This window comes from Psychrobacter sp. W2-37-MNA-CIBAN-0211 (assembly GCF_040309405.1).
Lineage (GTDB): Bacteria > Pseudomonadota > Gammaproteobacteria > Pseudomonadales > Moraxellaceae > Psychrobacter > Psychrobacter glaciei.
In genome coordinates this window covers 1-22678 of record NZ_JBEOOU010000016.1, presented here as the reverse complement: position 1 = coordinate 22678, position 22678 = coordinate 1, and the positions used below count along the sequence as shown (strand labels likewise).

Sequence of the window (22678 nt, the reverse complement as noted above, 5' to 3'; positions counted from 1 at the left end):
GTCTTTATGCAGGGTGCTGCAATCGTTATTTATTACTCCGTACTTTACCATGGCATCTCGTTTAGACCGTAGCCAACTTGTCATCAGATTGTCATCAATAGCGTTGATGACAACAGCCTTTATTGGGATGAGTTAAGGAGCTGTCTAGTGTAAAAACAACGCTGTTCTTTGTTCATCATAGCTTTCAACAGTCAACTCATAACTGGTTACAGATTTCTTAAAATCAGTCTTAGTGAATAGTCAAAAAAAGGAGTATAAGTATCGTGGTTATTCCTTTCATGGACTAAGGCTATGCACGCTGCCATTCGCTATCGATTACTTAATAATTTTACTGTTTTTATTAGCATCATTGGAGTAGCCGTGGCTCTCCTCGATAGTGGTTTTACGCTACCGAATTGGATACAGCATGTTTTTCATATTTTGTATTTGGTCATTATCTTCTTAGGGTTTGTCGTCACAACAGGGCGCTATATCTATAGCAAAAAACCGCTAACGATTAATAAAGTGGCCGTTTTTGACTTATTGACCAGTATCGCTATTGTCATCTTACTCGTGGCGCATTTCACGGATTTAATACGCTCAGGCTTGGCTGTTTCCGTTGACGGTTTTGTCGCGATTAAGATTGCGGTGCTGGTCACATTCATTCGTGAAATCTCTGATCACGATTTCAATCTTGATCGTACTTTTTTAAACCCAGCCCAATTCTTTATTCTAAGCTTTTTGTCGGTGGTGCTGGTTGGCGCTTTGCTATTAATGATGCCCAACGCGACCACCCAGCCTTTGTCTTTTATCGATGCGTTATTTACCGCCACCAGTGCGGTATGTGTTACTGGGCTTATTGTGGTGGACACCGCGACCTATTACACAACCTTTGGTCAAGTCATTATCATGGGCTTGATTCAAATCGGCGGTCTCGGAATTTTGACCTTTGTGACGTATTTTAGCTATTTCTTCAAGGGTGGTGTCAGCTATGAGACTCAGTTAAGTATCAGTGAGATGTCCTATATGCGCGGGACGGGTGATGTAGTGGCGACCCTCAAATCTATCTTATATGTGACCTTTGCTGTTGAGTCATTGGCGGCTGCATTCATTTACGCCAGTATTTATGATTTACCTGGTATGGACTTATCTGAGCGCTTGTTTTTTTCCGTATTCCATGCGATTTCTGCTTTTTGTAATGCTGGATTTTCTACCTTTAGTGCAGGCTTGTATGATGATGCACTGCGCTTCAATTATCCTTTACAGTTGATTATTGGCATTACCTTTATTTTTGGCGGTATGGGCTTTGTGATCGTGGTCAATGTACTGCGGTATTTGCGTTACCGTGCCCAGCGCCTGATATATCGTCGTAATCAGCGCTATGCATATCTACCATGGTTACTCAATATTAACAGCCGTATTACCCTCATTACGACAGGTGCTTTGCTGCTAGTGGGGCTCATTGGGGTCATGCTGTTTGAATATAATGGTGTACTGGCTGACCATGATAGTTTTTATGGCAAGTTAGTGACGGGAGTCTTCACTGCTGCCACTCCGCGAACGGCTGGATTTAATAGTATTGATATGGGCGACCTAGCATTTCCGACGATTATGTTGACGATTTTTTTGATGTGGATTGGGGCGTCACCGAACTCGACGGGCGGTGGTATCAAAACCAGTACCTTTGCCATCGCACTATTAAATACCTTGAGTTTGGCGCGTGGACAGACCAGAGTTGAAGTATTCAAACGAGAAATCGCTGAGATATCGATTCGTCGTGCGTTCTCTATCATGTGGCTGTCGTTATTGGTCATTGGCATGGGCGTGACACTTATCAGCTACGATCAGCCCGAGCTGGACTTAATTAAAGTGATTTTTGAGTGCTTTTCTGCTTATAGCACTGTGGGCTTGAGTTTGAATTTGACGACCGAACTGTCAGATTTTAGCAAGATAGTGATTTCGGTGATTATGTTCGTTGGTCGAGTGGGTATGCTGACGCTCTTTATTGCTTTATTCAAAAACATGCGCGAGCGTAACTACCGCTATCCCACGGAAGAGATTACTATTAACTAAGATTTTGTTAACACAAGCGTGGCACTATTATTAAGGCATCAAAAGGATAATATGAAATATATCATCGTAGGGTTAGGCAACTTTGGCTCGTCGCTGGGTATGGCGCTGACCAGTCAAGGTCACGAAGTGATTGCTATTGACAGTAACATGCAAAAAGTTGAGGCCTATAAAGAGGTCATCTCGCATACGGTCTGTATGGATGCCACCGATGAGTATACCGTCACCGGTTTACCTATTATCGATACCGATATCGTCGTGGTCGCAATCGGCGAAGATCAAGGCGCGAACGTCATGGCAACGGCGCTATTTAAGACCTTAAAAGCGCGGCGCTTGATTAGCCGCAGTATCAACCCATTGCACCAAAAAGTGCTGCAAGCCATCGGCGTGGACGATCTTATTCTGCCTGAAAAAGAAGCCGCCGACCGCTGGGCCAAACGGCTGTCACTGCGCTACTTTGTAGATTCGTTTGAGCTTACCGATCATTTTAGTATCGTTGAGCTTAGTATTCCAAATACATTGATTGGAAAGACCGTTGACGACTTACAGCTCAAGCAAAAATTTAATATTCGATTGCTTAGTACCATGCGCTATGAGTATTATGAAGACAGCTTTGGACGTACGCAACGTAAGCCGAGTATCGAAGGTTTAGCTGAGCCTGAGCAAGTGCTACAGGACAAAGATGTTCTGATAATCTATGGCGCGAACAAGCATATTAATCAGTTTTTACGTAGCGTTGGGGTAAAAATCCAGTAGCAGGCTAAATCTAAATAAAGGATGTATTGTCTGAACACCAACGACGACATACCTATTATTTAAATAGCAACGCTATGACATTATAAAAGGGAAAGTTATGAATAAGTATCACATATCCGTCCTACTGATTGCCATGACGGCACTGCTGTCAGGCTGTGATCAATCGTCTCAAGACCCGAACGTTATGCTGTCAGAAGGGCAGAAAGACCCCATCAAACAGCTGGAAATTACCTCAAAAATTGATCGTAGCAAATTTGGCTATCAGCAAACCTTTTATGTGCCGATTTACTCTGACATTTATACCGATAGAGACAATCGTAAAGTCTTACTGTCCGCGACTTTGAGCGTTCGTAATACCACCCTAAAGAAATCATTGTATATCAATAAAATCGATTACTACGATACGCATGGGACTTTTTTAAAATCGTATCTGAATAAACCTATTGAGCTACCGGCCATGGGCACGCTCAATTATATTGTCGAAAAAGAAGAGGACAAAGGTGGCTCTGGCGCTAACTTCATCATTGAGGTCGAAGGCATTGATGATACCGTCACCCCAGTTATTGAGGCGGTGATGATAGGCAACTTTAGTAATAAAGCCTTTGCCTTTACGACGCAAGGTACGCCAGTAATACATTAGGGTCTGTTGAACATTCAAATGTGGTACTGGCAGTGGCTATTTTTTAGGTTTTATTCATTCATTTCTAAACCAATGACGCGAGTGAGATGTCCAGTTTTCAGATACACCGTAGCACCCTCTGGCCCTGCTTTGGCTTGCGGCTGTTCACCGATAGGGAAGCGTATCCACCCACCTCGTTTATAGACTTGGTCATCATCTATCAGTTCACCTGCTAATACCAGTAGCTCTGCACCACCATCTATTGGAGTATCAAACAGCAACTCGTCTGCATTTATACGCTGCAAGCTCACTTGCTCATTACTATCTAAAAACAGAGGGCAAACGTCGCGGTTGTCTTGACGTTGCCAGTTGGCACTATCTTGGGTATCAATCGCCACAGGATTGGACTCATCAGATGACATTTGACGTAGTTTAACAAAAATAACTGCACCTTCCTCACTACAAGGTCTATGACCTGAAGCCGGTGGATTGCGCAAGTACCAGCCTACCGGATAGTGTGTGTCATCAGCAGAAAAAGTCCCTGACAATACCAAAATCTCTTCGCCACCCGGATGCAAGTGATGCGGGAAGTAAGAGCTCGGTGCATAACGAACCAAACTGGTCGCGCGTGCCTTCTCTTCTCCTACGCGGTCAAGCATCACACGCTCCACACCATTTTGTGGCGATTTTACCCATTGATGGTCTTCAGGAGTCAGCGCGGCACGACGTGAAAAATCTGCATTGATAAGCATAAAGGTACTCCAAAGAACGTACTAAAAGTATAGACTGAAAGTCTTACTATTAAAGGTTTTAAAATTCACATAACTATTGACTGATAAACGTTACAGCCTCAGTACTACCGTTTTTACTAGGCTGACTGATAGTGATTTTGCTCGCTAAGACATCGCCTTGAGCATTGATTTTATAACATTCTGATGAAGTGCCATTAGGATCAAAATTGAGGAGTAGGTTCTCTGAGGTCTCTATACATAGCCAAGCGCGGTTATTGCTCTCCCTCGTTAGCGACCAGCTTTGTTTATAAGTACCAGTTTGTTTGCGCATACTGCTGTCGCTGTAGACGTTTTCGGTGATCAAGGCACTGGAATCGCCAACTGAAGCCATCTTGGGGATGACGGTCGTTTGGTTCGATAGCGAGTATCTACCGCTATTATCCGTGAAGCCATGGAACATCAAGGGATTGGTCGTAAAATAGTTGGTTGCGATAGATTGATTGGTGATTTGATCGTAGCGTTTATTGATGGTAGTTATCTCAGCAGCTTTAACTGATTTATTGTTGAAAGCAACTGTACCTTTGGGTGTCACCTTAATATCGGCGACGATGTTTCGCTTGTCCACTACGGCATGTAGTTGTTCGCTGCGCTCTTTGGTATAGACATTGAGTAGGGCGGTCTCAACAGGGTATTGAGTGATGGTATTTCCATTACTGCTACCATTATCAGTGCTGCCCATCGGTGCATTGATCGTCACACAAGCGCTTAAGCTGAGTCCTGCTACTACTACCACCGCTAAATTTTTCATAAGGCCATCCTTCCCATTATTTTAATTTTCTGAGTTGCTAATACCTACTATAATCGAATTTTACGCCACTCGCGTCTGACATTCGTTAATAGCTATTTTTAGCCCGTTTAGATATGATCAATTGAATTGAGGACATGCCCTAGATAAAGAGGCTAAAAAGAATAAGAAGCAGGATAGGGGTCAAGAATAAAATAGCTTGCAGGCATGAAGCGACGATTAAACGGTTGTAAGCTGTCTAATCGTTGAATTGGCATTATTCCATACTGTGGAATAATGCAGATTATTTTGGGTTTATTTCTAAAAAACTTGAACTAAGGTGTACCTGCATGACCTACTTTGACTTGTGTGGACAGCATACGACCTTTGGTTTCAGCTTTACGTGATGCTTCATCCCAATCAGGTGCCGCACACATAAATAGTGTTTTACCATCTTGTCCGCCGAGGGCAACCGCAAAGATACCATCAGGTGCCGTATCGATAGTTTCTAAAATCTCACCACCTTCTGCTATACGGACGGCACGCTGATTCAACGTATCCGCAATCCAAACCGCACCTTCGGCATCTAGCGCGAGACCATCAGGTAATATACTGGCATTTTCTATACGCAAACCAAGGTTTGGTTCATTACCCAACTCTCCAAAATTAGCAAAGTCGCGCTTTTCACCGAGGCTACCATCTTCGTTGATATCAAACTGCGTAATTTTATTGCCAAACAGCTCGTTAACGATCAAGGTCTTTTGATCTGCAGAGATAACCATACCATTTGGAAATGCCAATCCTTCAGCGACAATCTGTGAGCTTCCATCAGGCTTAACCAAAACAAGCCCCGTATTTTCATGGTCAGCACCACCCATCAAGTCAAAGCCAAAGTTACCGATGTAAGCATTACCATTGGCTGAAACCACCATGTCATTGGCATGACCACCGCAATGCTCCCAAATATCGGCATGAACGACCAAGTTACCGTCATTTTCTAGTCGTAATAATTTGCGGTCTTTCATCGATACAACCAGCATACGTCCATCAGGCAGCCACCCTAAACCAGAGGGTTGCTGCTCAACATTAGCAATTTCTTCTGCCACTCCCTCATCGTTGACACGATAAATGCTTTGAGTATAAAAATCAACAAACCATAGAGCATCGTTATACCAGCGAGGGCCTTCTAAGTAATGAAAGCCATCAACGACAACGTCTAATTTATATTCTGACATAATTGTTTCCCTTAAATAGTGGTTATCTTCCTTGATAAATAAAACTGTTTTGAATAGCAATGGTTTCTGTTTTAGAGTATCTCCTTATATATCGTTGTCACCTCATCTAAAGTCATGTCTTTGGGGTTGGTTGCAATCAGTCGGGCATAGGTATTTATTACTATGTCTGCCAATGCGGGGATGTCTTGATCTGTTATATCCAATTCGCTTAAGCGATACTTGAGACCACTATTTTCTAAAAACATCTTTAGTTGATTAATAAATAAAGTCGCTGCGTCTAAGTCTGCCATGCCAGATGTCTGAGTAGGCATGACAGCATGAGCCAGCTCAGCATAAAGCGGGGCGGCTTCTGATAAGTTAAATGTGAAAACACCACACATAACGAGTGCATTGGCATGTCCATGAGGAATATGAAAATTGATACTCAGCGGATACGAGAGTCCATGTACTGCTGCTACTGATGAGTTAACAAAGGCAATACCAGCCAAAGTAGAGCCTAATAACATTTCGGCACGAGCGTCGATATCATCGCCTTGAGCCAATACTTTCTCAAAGTTATTCCAGAGCATCTGCAATCCTTTAACAGCCAATGCATCTGAAATAGGATTTTTCTTAGTACGACTCGTATACGCTTCAACGCAGTGAACCATGGCATCCAAAGCGGTTGCAGCCGTGATGTGACGAGGTAGTTTCAGTGTGAGTGTGGCATCTAAAATGGCGACATCAGGTAGGATTTTAGGCGTATAAATGGCTTTCTTGCTGCCATCTTTTGCTGTGATGACAGAGACAAAGGTAGACTCTGCACCCGTACCAGCAGTCGTTGGTATCGCAAATAAAGGCAGCTTATTAAAGCCACTGACATCTTTGTCTAAAATGTCATTTACTGACTCAAAGTCATTTGGAAGCAAGGCGACGATTTTGGCAGTATCAATAGAGCTGCCACCGCCTAGACCAATAACCAGATCACAGTTATGGTCTCTGGCAATTTTCATAGCGTCATTGACGACGTCAACGGGTGGGTCAGCGATGACAGCATCGAAGACCACCACTTGAATGCCAGCTTCTTGTAATGATTGCTGTGCGATATCGACATAGCCCAGCTGAGTGATTCCAGCATCGGTAACAATAATAGCCGACGTCGCACGGTATTGTTGAGCTAACGCGCCTAGCTTTTTGCGCATACTGTCAGCTTCGCTGATGATATGACCATTGCTATAAAACTCAATCCCTGTCATTTTTTCTTCCTTGTGTAGAGATACATCTAGATATGAATCAGCACTAATCGTAAGATATATATTCAATCCACTATAAAAGCGTTACAGCGTTAAGCTCGCTTGAGGTATTAAATATACATCTACACTCGGTTGCCTTGTACCACTTTTAAATTGAACCGACTATAGTTAATCCTCTATAAATTGGATACGGTGTCAAGCTTGCTTAGTCTACTACTTGTAGTACTTTCACTCGCCTTCCTTGTATCCAAATTATACTGAACCGACTATAGCTTACGTAATTCAGTATACGCAACTTCTTTAGTTATAGGCTGTCTAGTATGCGTGCATATCAAGAGTTTATCGCGCTTGCATAACTGATTCAATAGACCCTAACTATCTACTTAGCGATAAATAGTATATATAATTCAAAAAAATATCAGGACGTATTGGGTTTGATTATTATCGTCAGGCTGCAGTTGAACGAGGAAAATTTAACTATTTTTAACCGGTCAATACAATTGAGCGCGCGTCCTAACAATACGTTTTAGATAATTACGTCAACGTATAAAAATGATGAAAAAATCTTAGTTTTTTTGAGTAAACGCTTGAGCTTTACTTATATGATCTACGTTCCTCTTTAGGCGCATCTCCATTGGAACAGTTTTTGTCCTTATTAGCTTTATACAACGTAGCAAACGAATAAGTAACCAGCAATATCGACTGCTTCTTGATCACTAAGTGAGTTACCTTGAACAAACGGCATTTTGTCTTTGATCAAATCAATTAAGTTAATATATGTTATTGTATATTGATGAGCGTTGAAATAGTATGGTATTTTAAACGAATTCACATAGCTCTTTGATAATTAGCTAATTAATATCATTTCGCTATTAAAGGTAGCCGCTTAGTTTAAATTATTATAATAAGGATAAAATTATGCTTTTAGAAAAGATTAAAACACCTGGGCTTTCACACCTATCTTACTTAGTGGGTTCTGGTGGACAGGCTGCGGTGATTGACCCACGGCGTGACTGTGCGATATATGTGGAAAAGGCACGCGCAGCGGGGCTTCAGATCACTCATATTTTTGAGACACACCGCAATGAGGACTTGGTTTCTGGCGCACCAATTTTGGCAGAAATGACAGGAGCTATTGTATTACATGGTCCCTATCCAGAGCGACCGATTGTCTATGCTAAGACAGCGCGTGCTGGTGATTGCTTCACTATCGGTCAGCTCGAAATTCGCGTACTAGAAACGCCCGGCCATACTGATGATCACCTTGCTTATGCGCTGTTTGATACAGCCTATCCAGATAAGGCGGTTGGCGTTTTTACTGGTGATGCTCTATTTGTGGGAGATGTTGGTCGTACTGATTTTTATCCTGATCGACCCAAAGAAGTTGCAGGCCTGCTTTTCGATTCATTACAAGATATTCTAGCGCTAGGTGATCAAGCTATTATTTATCCTGCCCACGGTGCTGGATCAGTCTGCGGTTCGGGAATGGCAGAACGTGAGTTTTCTACCGTCGGCCACGAAAGATTGAACAATCCGCGTTTACAAATTACAGATCGCGATGACTTTATTGATTTTAAAGTGAGTGAAAACCATTACCAACCACCTTATTTCCGGCTGATGGAGCGCCTCAATATGGAAGGTGGTGAAGCCCCACCAATTGTCATGCGGCCACGTAATCTTTCGCTTGATCAACTTAATAGTTGTGGTGCTGATCATCTTATCGACATTCGTGAGCCAATGGCCTATGCTTCAGGTCACTTACATGGGTCTATGAGTCTACCGGTAAATATGCTCCCTGCTTTTGCTGGATGGTTTATTAAAGAAGGGCAAAGTTTGGCATTGATTGCCTCTGATGAAGAGCAGCTTGCTACTGCGATGGAGCATCTGGTACGTATTGCTTTTGACAATATTGTAGGTGGTTATGTGGGCGTTGTTCCTGCTGCTGCCAAAGGTGAGCAAATGCAACAAACCCTTATGATCGATACACATGAAGTAGAAAATCGTCTTAATAATGCTCAGAATTGGACATTGCTTGATGTACGCGATATCGATGAGAGGAATACCAGTGCGATTGAAGAGTCACAGCATATTTATGTCGGGCATCTTAATGAACGTTGGCGTGAGCTTGATCAGAGCCACCACTATACATTGATGTGTGCCAGCGGTGCCCGAGCGACGATAGCGGCAGGATGGCTTGCCAGTCGTGGTTTTGAGCACCTTGATATATATCTAGGTTCAATGGGGGCATGGCAAGCTGCGCATGATGAATCTAATGGTGAGATTGTTTAAGACAATAGAAGTTACTTTTGCCAACGAACTCTATTTATATAGATCACCGCTGAAGATGTGTTAATCAAATTTGCTAAAAATAGCGCCCACTGTAGGCGCTATTTTTTGTTTCATTTTTCATCATTCTAAGCTCTATAGTACGACAAAAAGAATATACCAAAAATTTCATGCCTAATCGACTTTGATCGTGACCATGATAGCTTTCAATGTCTTGTAAGAGCTTGGGTAACTCATTAAGCTCAACGTGTTTCATGTGCTTAGTTTTCGCTTTCGGATATAGCTCTTTTAACCCTTTAGTAGGGTTTACCTCGATTAGGCGCTCTCTCTCTTAGCTCTTCTAAGAATATTGCCAACGAGATCAATAGTGCGTCTGGTTACTTCTCGTGGTGGTAAACGTTCAATGTTAGTCCTGCTTTCAATCTGATCAGCCATAAATTTGCAATCTTCGAATGTCACAGCTTTTAAGGCTATACGTATAAAGCTTGGTAGCACGTCTTTATGCATACGATTGTAGTCTTGTTAGTAGGTGCGAGGCTTTACGTTGCGCTCAGGCTCATCTAACCATTAAAGCGATAAGCACTTACCCATGCTCGAGTGCCTGAGCTACGTACCAGTAACTGCAAACCTTGTTGATCGCTATATTTATCTGGACAAGAAGGGGTGCATTTATCAGTGGGTTTGAGCTTACGGATCTTACTATCACTTAACATGTTGGTCTATTCCCTATACCTACGAGCTATATGCTTAAAGCGTTAAGAGGGTTATGTTGGTCTACAGCGTGTAAACCTAGATCTAATGTTGGTCTAATTACGATGTATATGAATGATAGACCAACGAATAGACCAACACAAGCGACGGGATAGTTGGGTCACGTTGGGTTGAATTGGGAAAACAGCAGACATAAAAAAAACGCTAGACGCGTTATTTACAAAGGTTTTAAGAAATATATGGGAGAGGGTAGGACAAGATAGGAAAACTAGGAGGGTTTCTTAAAATTGATAAGATTGGCGGTGAAGGAGGGATTCGAACCCTCGATACGCTATTAACGCATACACACTTTCCAGGCGTGCGGTTTCAGCCACTCACCCACTTCACCGTTTTTGATATAGTAGACAGTTTTGATTGATTAAAATAAAAAATAATCAGTTGTCCGTATATTTGAGACCGCCTAGTATAGCGGATAGCATTTAAAATGTCACGGCTTACGCCTTATCTTTCTTTATTCACAGGCGCCTGCTACGATAGCGTATACGTAATGATAAGCATAGATGGTTGAAAGTTGAATGATAAGTGTCGGCAGGATCAAATACAGTGTCAAAAACAGCATCATAATGACTGTGATGATGGTAGTAAGCATAACCTCGGCGCATGCTGATGACTTCACCCAGTGTAGCCAGTCCTTTTATGGCAGTATCTATCCTGAATTTACCAATCCTAAGCTCAGTAACAAGACACAAGCGCTATGTATGGATGGTTTTGCCGTGATGTATTCAGGAGTATCACGCACGCCGCTGTGGTCGGCAGAGTATTTAGATCGCAAGCGTTTACAGCAAGCCAAAGAAATTGATCGTGAAGACAGTTTTCATGAAGAAAGCCGACTACCCACATCCGCACGTGCCTCATTGTCTGACTATTCAGGCTCAGGCTATGATCGCGGGCACTTAGCGCCCAATGCTGATATGGCGAATCGCAGTCAACAATATGATAGTTTTAGCTTGGCCAATATCGCTCCGCAATCGCCACGTAATAATCGCTATATTTGGCGCAATATCGAGTCAGCCACTCGTTACTTAACCCAGCAATATGGAGAAGTTTATACCATTACAGGGGTAGCGTTTACTGGCAAAAAAACCAAGCAATTGGCTGATCGAGTGCTTGTTCCTAGTCATTTCTTTAAAGCAGTTTATATTCCTGCGATTAATCAAGCAGGGGTCTATTACGCACCAAATGATGAATCAGAGCGTATAGAAATTATCAGTGTCGATGAATTGGCGACCGAAATTGGCATCGATGTATTACCCGTACTGGATGCCAAGACTAAAGCGCAAGCGTTCGAGCTACCACTAAAGGCTGGCGAGAGTTCGGATTTGCCTGAGGCGACTGTTGGAGAACCTACTTGGATGCTTTTTGTCTGGGCGATTCTTGACTGGCTGATCACCCAGTTGCAGGCATAATGTTTCTACTATTAGCCTATTTAGTCGCTTTTATTCAGATTGAGGACACACTCTAGTGTCTGTATGTGACAGAAAGTACGAAATATTGAAAAATCACGTAAGATGCTGTTAATAGAAAGGAGACTCAAATGATTGACCCATTTGCCAATAATCATCAAAGTATGCAAATTGGTGAGCTCGTGATTGAAAACCAGCAAGATAAAATTATCATATATGGTGATATTAATTTGACCTTTGATGCCACTGGGCATCAGCAAGCACAACAGTTACATGAGTTAACAAGTAAAATTTTACAAGCCTTTGAAAACAACAGTAAGTACAATAATAATGATGACAAGTCAAAAGAAAAAGATGACCAGCTGGATAAAAATATCGACAATCCCTTCTTGTAACTGTTTGATATAGTTCTGATTTTATAGAAATAATAAACTATAAAAAAATTACTAGGCAAAAGCTTAAAATTGCTTATAATGGGTCAAGACATCGCTTATGTCGTTTAGAATTTTAATGAACAGCTTATTTATTGTTGCGTTAACCCACTACTAACTAGTAGGAAATCGCACAGCTGGGAATGAAGTTTTAGCGAAGGATAAGCCTAGGAGAGTAGAAACATAACGTTTCGAATAATCATTGTATGAAGGGAGTCAGTCTATGAAATTTTTTACAAAAACCACTTTAGCAGTTGCAGGTATCAGTTTAGCAAGCATGGCATTTGCCGCTGATCCTTTAGCCAATACCACTTGGCAGACTTATGATGAAGGTAAGCCAAAAGGCACAGTAAAAATCACTGAATCAAATGGTGTTTTGACAGGTACGCTGATTTCTACTAATTCAGCCAAAGGTAAGAAACACGTTGGCACGACTATCATCAAAGGTCTTAAAGCTGATGGTGGTGGTAAATATAGTGGTGGTACGATTACTGATCCTGAGAAAGGTAAAGATTATCGTATGACGGCACAACTAAGTGGTAGTACATTGAAGCTAAAAGGTTATATCGGTCCATTCTCACGCAGTCAAGAGTGGAAAAAGAAATAATCTAATTTTAAAGAAACTAGATTATTAGATACTTTATAGAAAGCAATTTATATAGTACAAATTATACAGTATAAAAAATCCCGCATTACCGAAAGGTAGTGCGGGATTTCTTTGTACTGCAGTATTTTTCTAGACGCTCACCGATTATCTTACGAATTCTGGGTAAGCTTCCATACCGCATTCAGCGATATCACCACCTTCATATTCATCTTCTTCAGAGATACGTAGACCCATCACCACTTTAATGATTGACCAAACGATTAGACTGGCAACAAATACCCATATAAAGATGGTCGCTGCGCCTGCAATTTGACCTACGAACGATGCTGCTGGATTGGTAATAGGAACAATCAGTAGACCGAAGAGACCAATTACACCATGTACCGAGATAGCACCTACTGGGTCATCGATTTTTATTTTATCTAAAGCGAGAATGGATAAAACAACGATAACACCTGCTATCAGACCAAACAGTGTGGCCTGCAGCGCAGAAGGAGTAGAAGGTTCTGCGGTAATCGCAACCAAACCTGCTAGCGCACCATTTAGGAGCATGGTTAAATCAGCCTTACCAAAGATAAGGCGCGCTACTAACAATGCACCAATAGCACCACCTGCTGCAGCGGCATTGGTATTCAAAAATACCATCGCGACAGAGTTGGCACTGGCGATATCACCGAGCTTGAGGACAGAACCACCGTTAAAGCCGAACCAACCCATCCACAATATGAGAGTACCAAGTGCTGCTAATGGCAGATTGGCACCAGGAATGGCACGTATTTCACCATTAGAACCATATTTACCTTTACGAGCACCTAACAATAATACCCCTGCTAATGCAGCAGCAGCACCTGCCATATGGACGATACCGGAACCAGCAAAATCAGAAAAGCCTAAGTCACCTAAGTTAAATAAGCCAAAGACGTCTTTGCCACCCCAAGTCCAGCTGCCTTCGACAGGATAGATAACACCAGTCATGACTACCGCGAAGAGGAGAAAAGCCCACAGCTTCATACGCTCAGCGACAGCGCCTGAGACGATTGACATACAGGTTGCGACGAATACCACTTGGAAGAAAAAGTCAGAAGCTGCAGAATAAACAGAATCACCACCAAAGCCATTTTCAGCTGAGGCTGCTAAAGCATCTGCTACCAAAGCCTCACCGCCTGCAATACCGCTTAAGAATAGATTGCCATCATACATAATGGCATAGCCGCAGATCATGTACATGGTACAAGCAGTAGCAAATAGCGCGATATTTTTTGTTAAGATTTCGACGGTGTTTTTTGAGCGTACCAGCCCTGCTTCTAACATGGTGAAGCCCGCTGCCATCCACATGACTAGCGCCCCACACATTAAAAAGTAAAACGTATCAAGTGCGTACTGGAGCTCAAAGATTTGATTTTGCATGTTAATTCCCCCTTGAATATATGCAATATAGATATCGGTATGTCCTATAAATCTGTGTTTATAGGTAAGTCTACGCGTTAGATAGCGTCAGGACCTGTCTCGCCCGTACGAATACGAATGACTTGCTCAAGAGCCGTCACAAATATTTTACCGTCACCGATTTTTCCAGTGCTAGCGATGCGAGTGATGGCTTCGATAGCAGGTTCAACCATCTCATCGATAACGGCCACTTCAACTTTTACTTTAGGTAAAAAGTCCACCACGTATTCTGCGCCGCGGTAGAGCTCCGTGTGACCTTTTTGGCGACCGAAACCTTTGACTTCAGTGACGGTAACACCTTTGACACCGATGTCAGAAAGCGCTTCACGTACATCATCGAGCTTAAACGGTTTTAAGATCGCAGTGATTAGCTTCATAAAAAATTCCTTATATGTGTGATGTCGCAGGTTGATATAGACATTGTGCTTCATCGTATGACTGCCATTCTTAACGTAAGTCATTCAAGAACTGTGCCAAACCTAATCAAGGGGGTAGCTAGGATTGAGCCAATTGGTTCAAAAATGCTTATGGTATTGACAAAAAATACGGCTTATAGGGGCACGATAATCGTCATTGTTGTCCATACAAGCAGAGTAGATCAACCTTTAACGTTGGAGTATCGAAAACTTTATTATAACCAACTTTTAAAGCGCTTGGGGAGGCTATCACTTTATTTCATGTGATGATTTGATAAAAGTGTATAGCAAATGAGTACTGAGTAAAAGTAGACAGGAGGGGCAGAGCACAATACTCTGCCCGCAAATTAAACGTTGGCGTTATACTTTAGGGAAGAGTAGGTATGGGGTTTTGGTGCTGCCTAGTAGCTTTTTGGTGTCGCTGCCTTTGAGCAATTCATGCAAACGAGACTGACCAAAAGCGCCTGTTATCAGCAGACCAATATTGTGCTCGTTTTGATAGTAGGTTAAGGCTGCTGTCACATCACGGCAGTCTAACAATGCCTTTTTGGATTTTATGCCAGCTTGCTTGAGACGGGCATAAGCTTCACGTAATGCGTCGCAGTTTTCCGAGTTGTCTTTACCGACCATAACAATATGAATGGTTAGGGCGCGAACAAGCGGCGTTTTGCATAGCCAATTAAGCAGTTTATGAGAAGTTGCACAGTTGTCAAAAGCAAATAAAGCAGTTGTAGGGGTCAAAAATGGTGCATGAGTCACCAAAATGGGGCAGTGGCTTAAACGAATAAGCTGACTCAACGTTGCTTTGCAGGTCACATGATGACCGATAACAATCAATTGCGCCTTATTGTCGACATAATCGATACTTTGATTAAGATGTTCATGACGATGCAGCGTATACGTCTTTAATTTTTGGCGCTGCTGCTCGCAATAAGTTGTGGCTTGATGAAGTAACAGTTTGCCTTGCGCTTTTAGTTCACAATTACTCAAATGTTCTTTGGTAGTAAATTGATCCAATAAAGCACTTTCGTCATCGATATTGAGGCAACCAGAATAATTGACCGCTGCTTTTTGTTGCAAGCTTGGTACTGAATGCAACAGACCGATAGGGGCTTGTAAACGAGGTGCTGCCCACATGCTCGCCTCTAGCACGGCTTGTACGTGATCAGGGCAGTCTAAGCAGGCAATTACGCTATCTGGCTTTAAATTACTCATAAGGCCACCACATCATCTAATAATTAAAATACCGTCAAGCAGGTCAACTCATCTGCGATGACACTAAAGCTTGAACTGGTATACCAATATAATGGTTTGTCTACAAACCATGAATTAACGTCCGTTCGATAACGCAGGCATAGTGCTTGGTCATCTAACCATTTAATCCAACAAGCCAATGTCTCGGCGATCATGGATAGAGAAACGGTCAATCAACGTACGGCTTGCACTGTTGAGTCCTACCACTTTGACATCAATCCCTTCACGTTGCAAGCGCATGACCAGCTTGTCCAAGGTATCTACGGCACTGACGTCCCAAAAATGCGCTTGGCTGACATCGATATGAATGCTATCCAAAGCTTCTTTGGTATCAAAACTATGCAAGAACTGCGTCGTTGAGGCAAAGAACACTTGGCCTTGGACGTAGTAATAGCGCGTGTTACTACTGTCGTCATACTCGCTAAATATCGTTAAGAATTGCCCGATTTTATTAGCAAACGCTAGCGCAGACAGCAAAACACCAACACCTACGCCATATGCTAGATTATGCGTAAAGATAGTGGTCAAAACGGTCGCTAGCATGACGATGTTAAATGACATCGGATGGGTCTTGAACTCGCGAATAGATTGCCAATTAAAAGTACCAATGGAGACCATAATCATCACAGCCACTAGTGCTGCCATCGGTATCAGACTGACCCATTCACTCAAAAACACCACCATAATGAGCAGTACCACACCTGCCATCAAGGTAGACAGACGTGTACGTCCGCCTGATTTGACGTTGATCATTGACTGGCCAATCATCGCACAACCTGCCATACCACCAAAGAATCCTGATACCACGTTGGCAATACCTTGACCACGACACTCGCGGTTTTTATCGCTCGGCGTATCAGTTAGTTCATCCACAATCGTCGCTGTCATCATAGATTCTAATAAACCAACGATGGCCAGCGCGATAGAATAAGGCGCAATGATTAAGAGCGTCGTTAAATTTAATGGAATATCTGGCAGCAAAAATACGGGTAGAGAATCGGGCAAATCACCCATGCTACCGACGTTACGAATATCGAGATTCATATACATCGCTACCGCGGTCAAGCCAACGATACAAATCAGCGGTGAAGGAATCACCCGACCAATTTTAGGAATAAGCGGAAACAGATAAATAATCGCCAAGCCCGCCGCGGTCATGATATAAACGGTCATCCCGACCTTCTCAGTCATAGGGTTAAGCTCAGGTAATTGAGCCATAAATATTAAAATCGCTAGCGCATTCACAAAGCCAATGACCACCGAGCGCGAGACAAAACGCATCAGATTGCCAAGCTTAAGAATACCCATGACGACCTGAATCGCCCCGCACAGTAAGGTAGCAGCCAGCAAATACTGCAAGCCATGATCAGCCACCAAGTCTACCATCACTAGCGCCATCGCTCCTGTCGCTGCCGAAATCATACCCGGCCGACCGCCGACGAAACTAATCACGACGGCGATGCAGAATGATGCATACAAACCAACTTTTGGATCGACGCCCGCGATAATAGAAAAAGCAATGGCTTCTGGAATCAAGGCCAGTGCAACCACCACCCCTGATAAAACGTCACCGCGAACATTGGAAAACCAGTCGTCACGTAAGCTATCAAAAAAAGATGTCATAAGTAAACTGCATAGAGTTAAAGGCAAAAAAAGTAATCATTACTCAGTGTTAAAATGATCGCGTTATTACAGGTCGTTATAATCAGTGCTACTAAACGTACTTTTATTATACTGTTGCTTCATTACCAATCGATAATTAGCTAGCAGCACGCCCATCAATTTATTGACTGGTATCGCTAATACGCTCACCAATAGTCAATATGATGACAGTGCCTAAAATATAAGGCCTAAAATATAGTGTATTAAAATACAGTGTCTAAAATAAAGTATAAGAACCGCCATGACGTACCGCGGTAGAAGGAGATAAATAATCTATCAGACAAAAGCGCATAAGTAGATCGAAGCCAGTGTCTGCCATCTCATTACCTCAATAGGAATCGTTGCGGAAGCAGCGTGACAATAGCGCGGTAAATGTGACAACATGCTAAACTAAAATACTTAGGTGAAATATCTAGCCCAAATATCTGTTTAGGCCGATATTATAGCATTAGCTACTCAATATAAAAACAGCCGCATAATAGCACAAAGTCATAAAAAACCAGTACCGAAATCTGAACGATACCGTTATCATGCTCTTCATCTTAACAATATCATTCAGACGGTCTAAACCACGTATATGCTTGATGCCATTTTGTTCGTCCAATAGAAGGAAGAGATATGACCACCCTCACCGCAACAGAAACCTTACTTCATAAGGGCAGTGGTCTACAAGTCGTGGTCGGTTTGGGACAGTCAGGGCTTTCAGTAGCGAACTATCTTACCAAGCAAGGCTACCATGTGGCTGTCACTGACAGTCAGCCGACGCCTGCCTTAGCAGATCAACTACCAGCAGCCGTTGATATTCGCCAATTTGGAGCGATAGATGCAGAATTATTGCAACAAGCGGCACGGATCATTATCAGCCCAGGTATTTCTCTAGATACCGACGTGGTTGCCGCCGCCCGTCGCGCCAACATTCCTGTGGTCAGTGATATTCAGCTGTTCTGCGAAGCCTGCACCGTACCGATCGTTGCTATTACTGGCTCCAATGCCAAAAGCACGGTGACGACTTTGGTTGGACAGATGGCGGCGGATGCCGGTATCAATGTGGGCGTCGGTGGTAATATTGGCGTGCCAGCCCTTAATCTACTTGCCAATCCTGATATGCAATTGGCCGTACTTGAGCTATCAAGCTTCCAGTTAGAGACCGTGACCAATTTAGGTGCGCAAGTAGCAACTGTCCTTAATATGTCACCCGATCATTTAGATCGCCATGGTGATATGCTGGGCTATCATCAAGCCAAGCACCGTATCTTTCAAGGTGCCAAATCGGTGGTGATCAATCGTGAAGATGCGCTGACTCGACCATTGGTGGCGGATAATTTGCCACGGCTGAGCACAGGTATCCATGCTCCTGATAAAGGTCACTATGGTCTCATCACTGATCCAGAAGGACAGATCTATCTTGCGCGCGGGACCGAGCGGTTACTATCAGCGGACAAACTACAGATTAAAGGGCGTCACAATTTGCTCAATGCGCAAGCGGCTTTGGCACTAGGTGAGCTTGCTGGCTTACCACTAGATAGCATGCTAAATACCTTGCAGCAATTCACAGGTCTCGAGCATCGCTGCCAGTATGTCGCCACTGCGGCAGGCCTTGATTATTTTAATGATTCAAAAGGCACCAATATTGGCTCGACCATGGCGGCTATCGAAGGATTAGGCGCGGTCTATGCGCCAAAAGACGGTAAGCTGTTGTTAATCTTAGGCGGACAGGGTAAAGGTCAACAATTCGGTGAATTGACGCCTTTTATCAATAAATACGTCAGCCAAGTACTGTTTATTGGTGAGGATGCTAAGCAGATTGAACAGCATCTACGTGCAACGAAATTAAGTGATGAAGTGGCGCTGCATCAATGCCAAACGTTAGAAAGTGCATTTGCCACCATTCAACAAGTCACTATAAGCAGCTTGTCACAAGTGCAAGCCGTGTTATTATCGCCAGCCTGTGCCAGCTTTGATCAATTTAGTGGTTATGCGGCTCGTGGTGAGCATTTTAGCCAGCTGGTCAGCCAGCTTGCGACAGATATTTAAATAGCATTAGCTAAATATTGGGCAATTACACAGCAATACAAACACAGCAGTGTGTAGCCAATCGCATTTTGTGGATAAATGATTGTTTTGCTTATAGATTACTGCTACTGTCAATAATCAGTCAGGCATTTTGCTGACTTTATTATTAGAACAGTGATAATGGATACAATAATCCTAGGATAGCTGCCAAATCAGGCGTTATTCTTCTAGTATTGACGGGCTATTATGGTCCGTGTGGTACGATCTACTTTATATTTTTTATACGGTGGCGTTGCATAAACGCCGTGTTTTTTCGTTTGTTAGTGTATATAAAATTATGGCGCTCTCTTCTCTTTTTCGTTCGTCTCCCCAATCGCAGCAAGCCTCTGGCTCAGATGGCATTCTTTCTATGCCGTCAGCGCGTGCAATTTTATTAGCGAGTGTCGGCTGTATGCTGGTGCTCAGTCTACTGATGGTCGCTTCTGCTTCTATTCCCTTCGCGCTCAGTCGCGGCATGACGGAGCTGTATTTTTTTAGAAATCAGCTCCTCTATATGGGAATTGGACTAATTGCTGCCGCTTTTCCTTATTACTTAGTATCCTTACGAACCTTATATAAAACAGAGACCCAGTTTCTCCTGTTAGCCATTACGGGGGGCTTGTTGGTTTTAACTTTGTTTGGCACGCCAATTAATGGCTCTAAGCGCTGGTTAAATCTAGGGTTCTTGAACTTTCAGGTAGCAGAATTGGCCAAACTGGTCATGATTGTATTCGTGTCTGATTTTGTCGTGCGTCGATCTTTTGAGGTTCGTAATGGCTGGGATGGCTTTTTACGGATATTTTTAGTGGTCGGCATGATCACGCTATTATTATTATTACAGCCAGATTTTGGCTCTTTGGTGGTCATTGTTGGCACAGTCTTCGCGATATTTTATATCGCTGGCGCACCTTACAAGCAGTTCTTGGCATTGGGCGGCTTGGTGGCTGGATTGGCAGTACTGGCAGTGACCTTGGTACAGTATCGCTTGGTACGTGTGATGTCGTTTTTGGATCCTTTTGACGATGTGCAAGACACCGATTATCAGCTGGCACGCAGTTTGATTGCCTTTGGTCGTGGTCAGTTCACCGGCGTCGGTTATGGTGAAAGCGTACAAAAACTGTCACATTTACCTGAAGCGCATACGGATTTTTTATTAGCCATTACGGGTGAAGAGCTGGGTTTTGTGGGGGTCGCAGTGGTATTACTGCTCGAGGCGCTCATCATTGGTAGTGCCATGCGTATCAGTTATAACGCGCTCAAGCGTCGCCAGATGCGTATGAGCTATACCGCTTTTGGTATCGGTGTGGTCTTTATCGCGCAAACGATTATCAATGCGGCGATGAATATGGGTGCCATTCCGACTAAAGGTTTGACCATGCCATTCTTTAGTTACGGTGGCTCATCGATGCTCATCAGCTTAGTGATGGTTGCCTTGCTGCTAAAGATTTATAAAGAAAGCCCTGAGATTGAAAAAAGCCAGTGCCGTTATTATTAGCAGGTGTTAATCTGTAGAAAAGCGTCGCCAGCAGCGGCGCTTTTTGTTTTTTAATAATAGGGCAGATTAAGAGCGCTCTTGCCTTTTAGCGGGGTATTATCCCATTGTGCAATTGCTTGCGCTAACATACGGGTTGGCGTATCTCTATCGACCGCTGGTTGCTGTAATAGCTGCAAAGCGTCGGCGATAAGCTTACTTGGATCGCGAGTATCAATCGGTTGCGCAAGGTTCTGCTTGGAGAGCTTTTGCCCATCAGGATTGCATATCAAGGGCAGATGATACCAGTGATCGATAGCTGGTAAGTTAGCCGCCTGCATGATACTAATCTGAGCAGTGGTCATGGGTAAAATGTCCAAGCCACGCATAATATGAGTGATTTGTTGTAGCCCATCATCGAGGCTGGCGGCTAAGATATAATTGATCATGCCGTCTTGGCGTCGAACCACCATATCCCCTAAGGTTTGTTGTGGATTATCCCACTGCAACCCTTGAATACCATCGCTAAACCCGATTCTATGGTCTGGCAGTTGTATGCGCAGCTTGTGTTGTTGACGATCGAGATTGGCATTGAGGCAGCAGCGCGGGTAGCGTTGTCTATTGGGCAGCAGTTGCTTAATATCCGTAGCATTCAAACCTGCTGGTAAAGGCTCTAAAGTTTGAGTCGTCGAGGATGTCTGTGCTTGCTGAGACCAGTAGCGCTCTAAGTCCTTACGTGAGCACTGACAACCATAAGTCAGTGGCAGCAGGGCTGACGACAAATAGTCATTATAGATATCAATACGCTCAGACTGATAAATGACATCGCCGTCCCACTGTAGCCCGAGCACTTCTAAATCTATAAGAATCTGCTCAGTGAATTGTCTGTCACAGCGTTCCGTGTCGGTATCTTCGATACGCAGCAGCCATTTGCCACCGAGCGACTTGATATGGCAAAAGCTGGCAAGCGCAGTGGTCAAGGAGCCAAGATGCAGCTCACCTGTGGGTGAAGGCGCAAAGCGACCGATAGGAGGTGATAATGGCTGCTGATGGAGAATAGGAGTATGGGCAGTTTGCAAAGTAGGGGTTATCAAAGTAATGACTATCAATGTAGGAGGATATAGCTAGAATAAAGAAGAACGGAGTAAAAAGATATTTATTAAATACGCTTGTTTTGTTAGGGCGTGTCTTCATTTTAAAAATGAGGATAAAAATGAGATAAATTGCCATCAAACAAGAAAAATAGCGCAGTCAGTGAAAAGTAATATCAATACATCACGCACTGTTGATATCAATTTTTCTTGCTTGCTGTGTCTGTGCAGACAGAGGCTACAAAAAATTTATATCAGTCATGCTGTCTCTTTTTTATATTGAACTGACTATAGTACAAGATCTAGGTGTAATGGACATTATTCATGCTGGCGTAGGGTCTAACGCTATATACTGTCTATATTTCCAAGGAATCAACGCCAT

General features: G+C 43.2%; 19 protein-coding genes and 1 tRNA gene. 9 read left to right on the top strand and 11 right to left on the bottom strand.

Going from position 1 to position 22678, the window contains the following annotated elements:
• Positions 1-291 precede the first annotated feature (291 nt).
• The 3 genes from AAEY72_RS12655 to AAEY72_RS12645 all read left to right on the top strand — a co-directional run bounded on the left by AAEY72_RS12655 (position 292) and on the right by AAEY72_RS12645 (position 3445).
• Positions 292-2052 (top strand): TrkH family potassium uptake protein, encoded by a 1761-nt coding sequence (locus tag AAEY72_RS12655; RefSeq protein ID WP_352310733.1) that lies wholly within the window; start codon positions 292-294, stop codon positions 2050-2052.
• A 51-nt stretch (positions 2053-2103) separates the two neighbouring features.
• Entirely contained in the window at positions 2104-2805 is a 702-nt protein-coding gene (locus AAEY72_RS12650; protein WP_189585879.1) for a potassium channel family protein, read from the top strand.
• Between the two features lie 97 nt (positions 2806-2902).
• Entirely contained in the window at positions 2903-3445 is a 543-nt protein-coding gene (locus AAEY72_RS12645; protein ID WP_352310732.1) for a DUF3124 domain-containing protein, read from the top strand.
• Positions 3446-3495: 50 nt separating this feature from the next.
• Here the strand turns inward: AAEY72_RS12645 and AAEY72_RS12640 are convergent, their stop codons facing one another.
• The 4 genes from AAEY72_RS12640 to AAEY72_RS12625 form a co-directional block, all read right to left on the bottom strand.
• Positions 3496-4176, bottom strand: coding sequence for a cupin domain-containing protein (locus AAEY72_RS12640; RefSeq protein ID WP_352310731.1), 681 nt, complete (start codon positions 4174-4176; stop codon positions 3496-3498).
• 73 nt (positions 4177-4249) lie between these two features.
• Positions 4250-4963: a hypothetical protein gene (locus AAEY72_RS12635; protein ID WP_352310730.1), complete on the bottom strand. Its 714-nt coding sequence runs from the start codon at positions 4961-4963 to the stop codon at positions 4250-4252.
• Between the two features lie 311 nt (positions 4964-5274).
• On the bottom strand, positions 5275-6174 hold the full coding sequence (locus AAEY72_RS12630; protein ID WP_194620943.1) for an SMP-30/gluconolactonase/LRE family protein: 900 nt from the start codon (positions 6172-6174) through the stop codon (positions 5275-5277).
• 71 nt (positions 6175-6245) lie between these two features.
• On the bottom strand, positions 6246-7409 hold the full coding sequence (locus AAEY72_RS12625) for an iron-containing alcohol dehydrogenase (protein WP_352310729.1): 1164 nt from the start codon (positions 7407-7409) through the stop codon (positions 6246-6248).
• 915 nt (positions 7410-8324) lie between these two features.
• Between AAEY72_RS12625 and AAEY72_RS12620 the strand changes: the two genes are divergently transcribed.
• On the top strand, positions 8325-9695 hold the full coding sequence (locus AAEY72_RS12620; protein WP_352310728.1) for an MBL fold metallo-hydrolase: 1371 nt from the start codon (positions 8325-8327) through the stop codon (positions 9693-9695).
• A gap of 557 nt (positions 9696-10252) precedes the next feature.
• Here the strand turns inward: AAEY72_RS12620 and AAEY72_RS12615 are convergent.
• Positions 10253-10405 carry an Arm DNA-binding domain-containing protein gene (locus tag AAEY72_RS12615; RefSeq protein ID WP_352310727.1) on the bottom strand — a complete coding sequence of 51 codons (153 nt, stop codon included), beginning with the start codon at positions 10403-10405 and terminating at the stop codon, positions 10253-10255.
• A gap of 295 nt (positions 10406-10700) precedes the next feature.
• A tRNA-Ser gene (locus AAEY72_RS12610) sits at positions 10701-10791 on the bottom strand.
• Positions 10792-11038: 247 nt separating this feature from the next.
• Here AAEY72_RS12610 and AAEY72_RS12605 point away from each other — a divergent pair.
• From AAEY72_RS12605 to AAEY72_RS12595, 3 genes are all read left to right on the top strand, one after another.
• Entirely contained in the window at positions 11039-11869 is an 831-nt protein-coding gene (locus tag AAEY72_RS12605) for a DNA/RNA non-specific endonuclease (protein ID WP_352310726.1), read from the top strand.
• 128 nt (positions 11870-11997) lie between these two features.
• Positions 11998-12261 (top strand): hypothetical protein, encoded by a 264-nt coding sequence (locus AAEY72_RS12600; protein WP_352310725.1) that lies wholly within the window; start codon positions 11998-12000, stop codon positions 12259-12261.
• Positions 12262-12520: 259 nt separating this feature from the next.
• A complete protein-coding gene (locus tag AAEY72_RS12595) occupies positions 12521-12904 on the top strand; it encodes a DUF2147 domain-containing protein (RefSeq protein WP_352310724.1) in 384 nt (127 codons plus the stop codon).
• Positions 12905-13048: 144 nt separating this feature from the next.
• On the opposite strand, the gene AAEY72_RS12590 is transcribed toward AAEY72_RS12595, so the two are convergent.
• The 4 genes from AAEY72_RS12590 to AAEY72_RS12575 form a co-directional block, all read right to left on the bottom strand.
• Positions 13049-14311: an ammonium transporter AmtB gene (locus AAEY72_RS12590; protein WP_352310723.1), complete on the bottom strand. Its 1263-nt coding sequence runs from the start codon at positions 14309-14311 to the stop codon at positions 13049-13051.
• 77 nt (positions 14312-14388) lie between these two features.
• The gene (locus tag AAEY72_RS12585; RefSeq protein WP_010197981.1) at positions 14389-14727 is read right to left on the bottom strand and encodes a P-II family nitrogen regulator; all 339 of its coding nucleotides are present in this window, start codon (positions 14725-14727) and stop codon (positions 14389-14391) included.
• Positions 14728-15126: 399 nt separating this feature from the next.
• On the bottom strand, positions 15127-15981 hold the full coding sequence (locus AAEY72_RS12580) for a universal stress protein (RefSeq protein ID WP_010197979.1): 855 nt from the start codon (positions 15979-15981) through the stop codon (positions 15127-15129).
• A gap of 162 nt (positions 15982-16143) precedes the next feature.
• Positions 16144-17643 (bottom strand): SulP family inorganic anion transporter, encoded by a 1500-nt coding sequence (locus AAEY72_RS12575; RefSeq protein ID WP_189585982.1) that lies wholly within the window; start codon positions 17641-17643, stop codon positions 16144-16146.
• 657 nt (positions 17644-18300) lie between these two features.
• On the opposite strand from AAEY72_RS12575, the gene murD reads away from it, so the two are divergent.
• Positions 18301-19716: a UDP-N-acetylmuramoyl-L-alanine--D-glutamate ligase gene (murD, locus tag AAEY72_RS12570; RefSeq protein ID WP_352310722.1), complete on the top strand. Its 1416-nt coding sequence runs from the start codon at positions 18301-18303 to the stop codon at positions 19714-19716.
• A 316-nt stretch (positions 19717-20032) separates the two neighbouring features.
• Complete coding sequence (gene ftsW, locus AAEY72_RS12565; protein WP_189585987.1) at positions 20033-21229, top strand: putative lipid II flippase FtsW; 1197 nt, start codon at positions 20033-20035, stop codon at positions 21227-21229.
• A 50-nt stretch (positions 21230-21279) separates the two neighbouring features.
• Here ftsW and gluQRS read toward each other — a convergent pair whose 3' ends face one another.
• On the bottom strand, positions 21280-22284 hold the full coding sequence (gluQRS, locus tag AAEY72_RS12560) for a tRNA glutamyl-Q(34) synthetase GluQRS (RefSeq protein ID WP_352310784.1): 1005 nt from the start codon (positions 22282-22284) through the stop codon (positions 21280-21282).
• Positions 22285-22678: the final 394 nt, after the last annotated feature.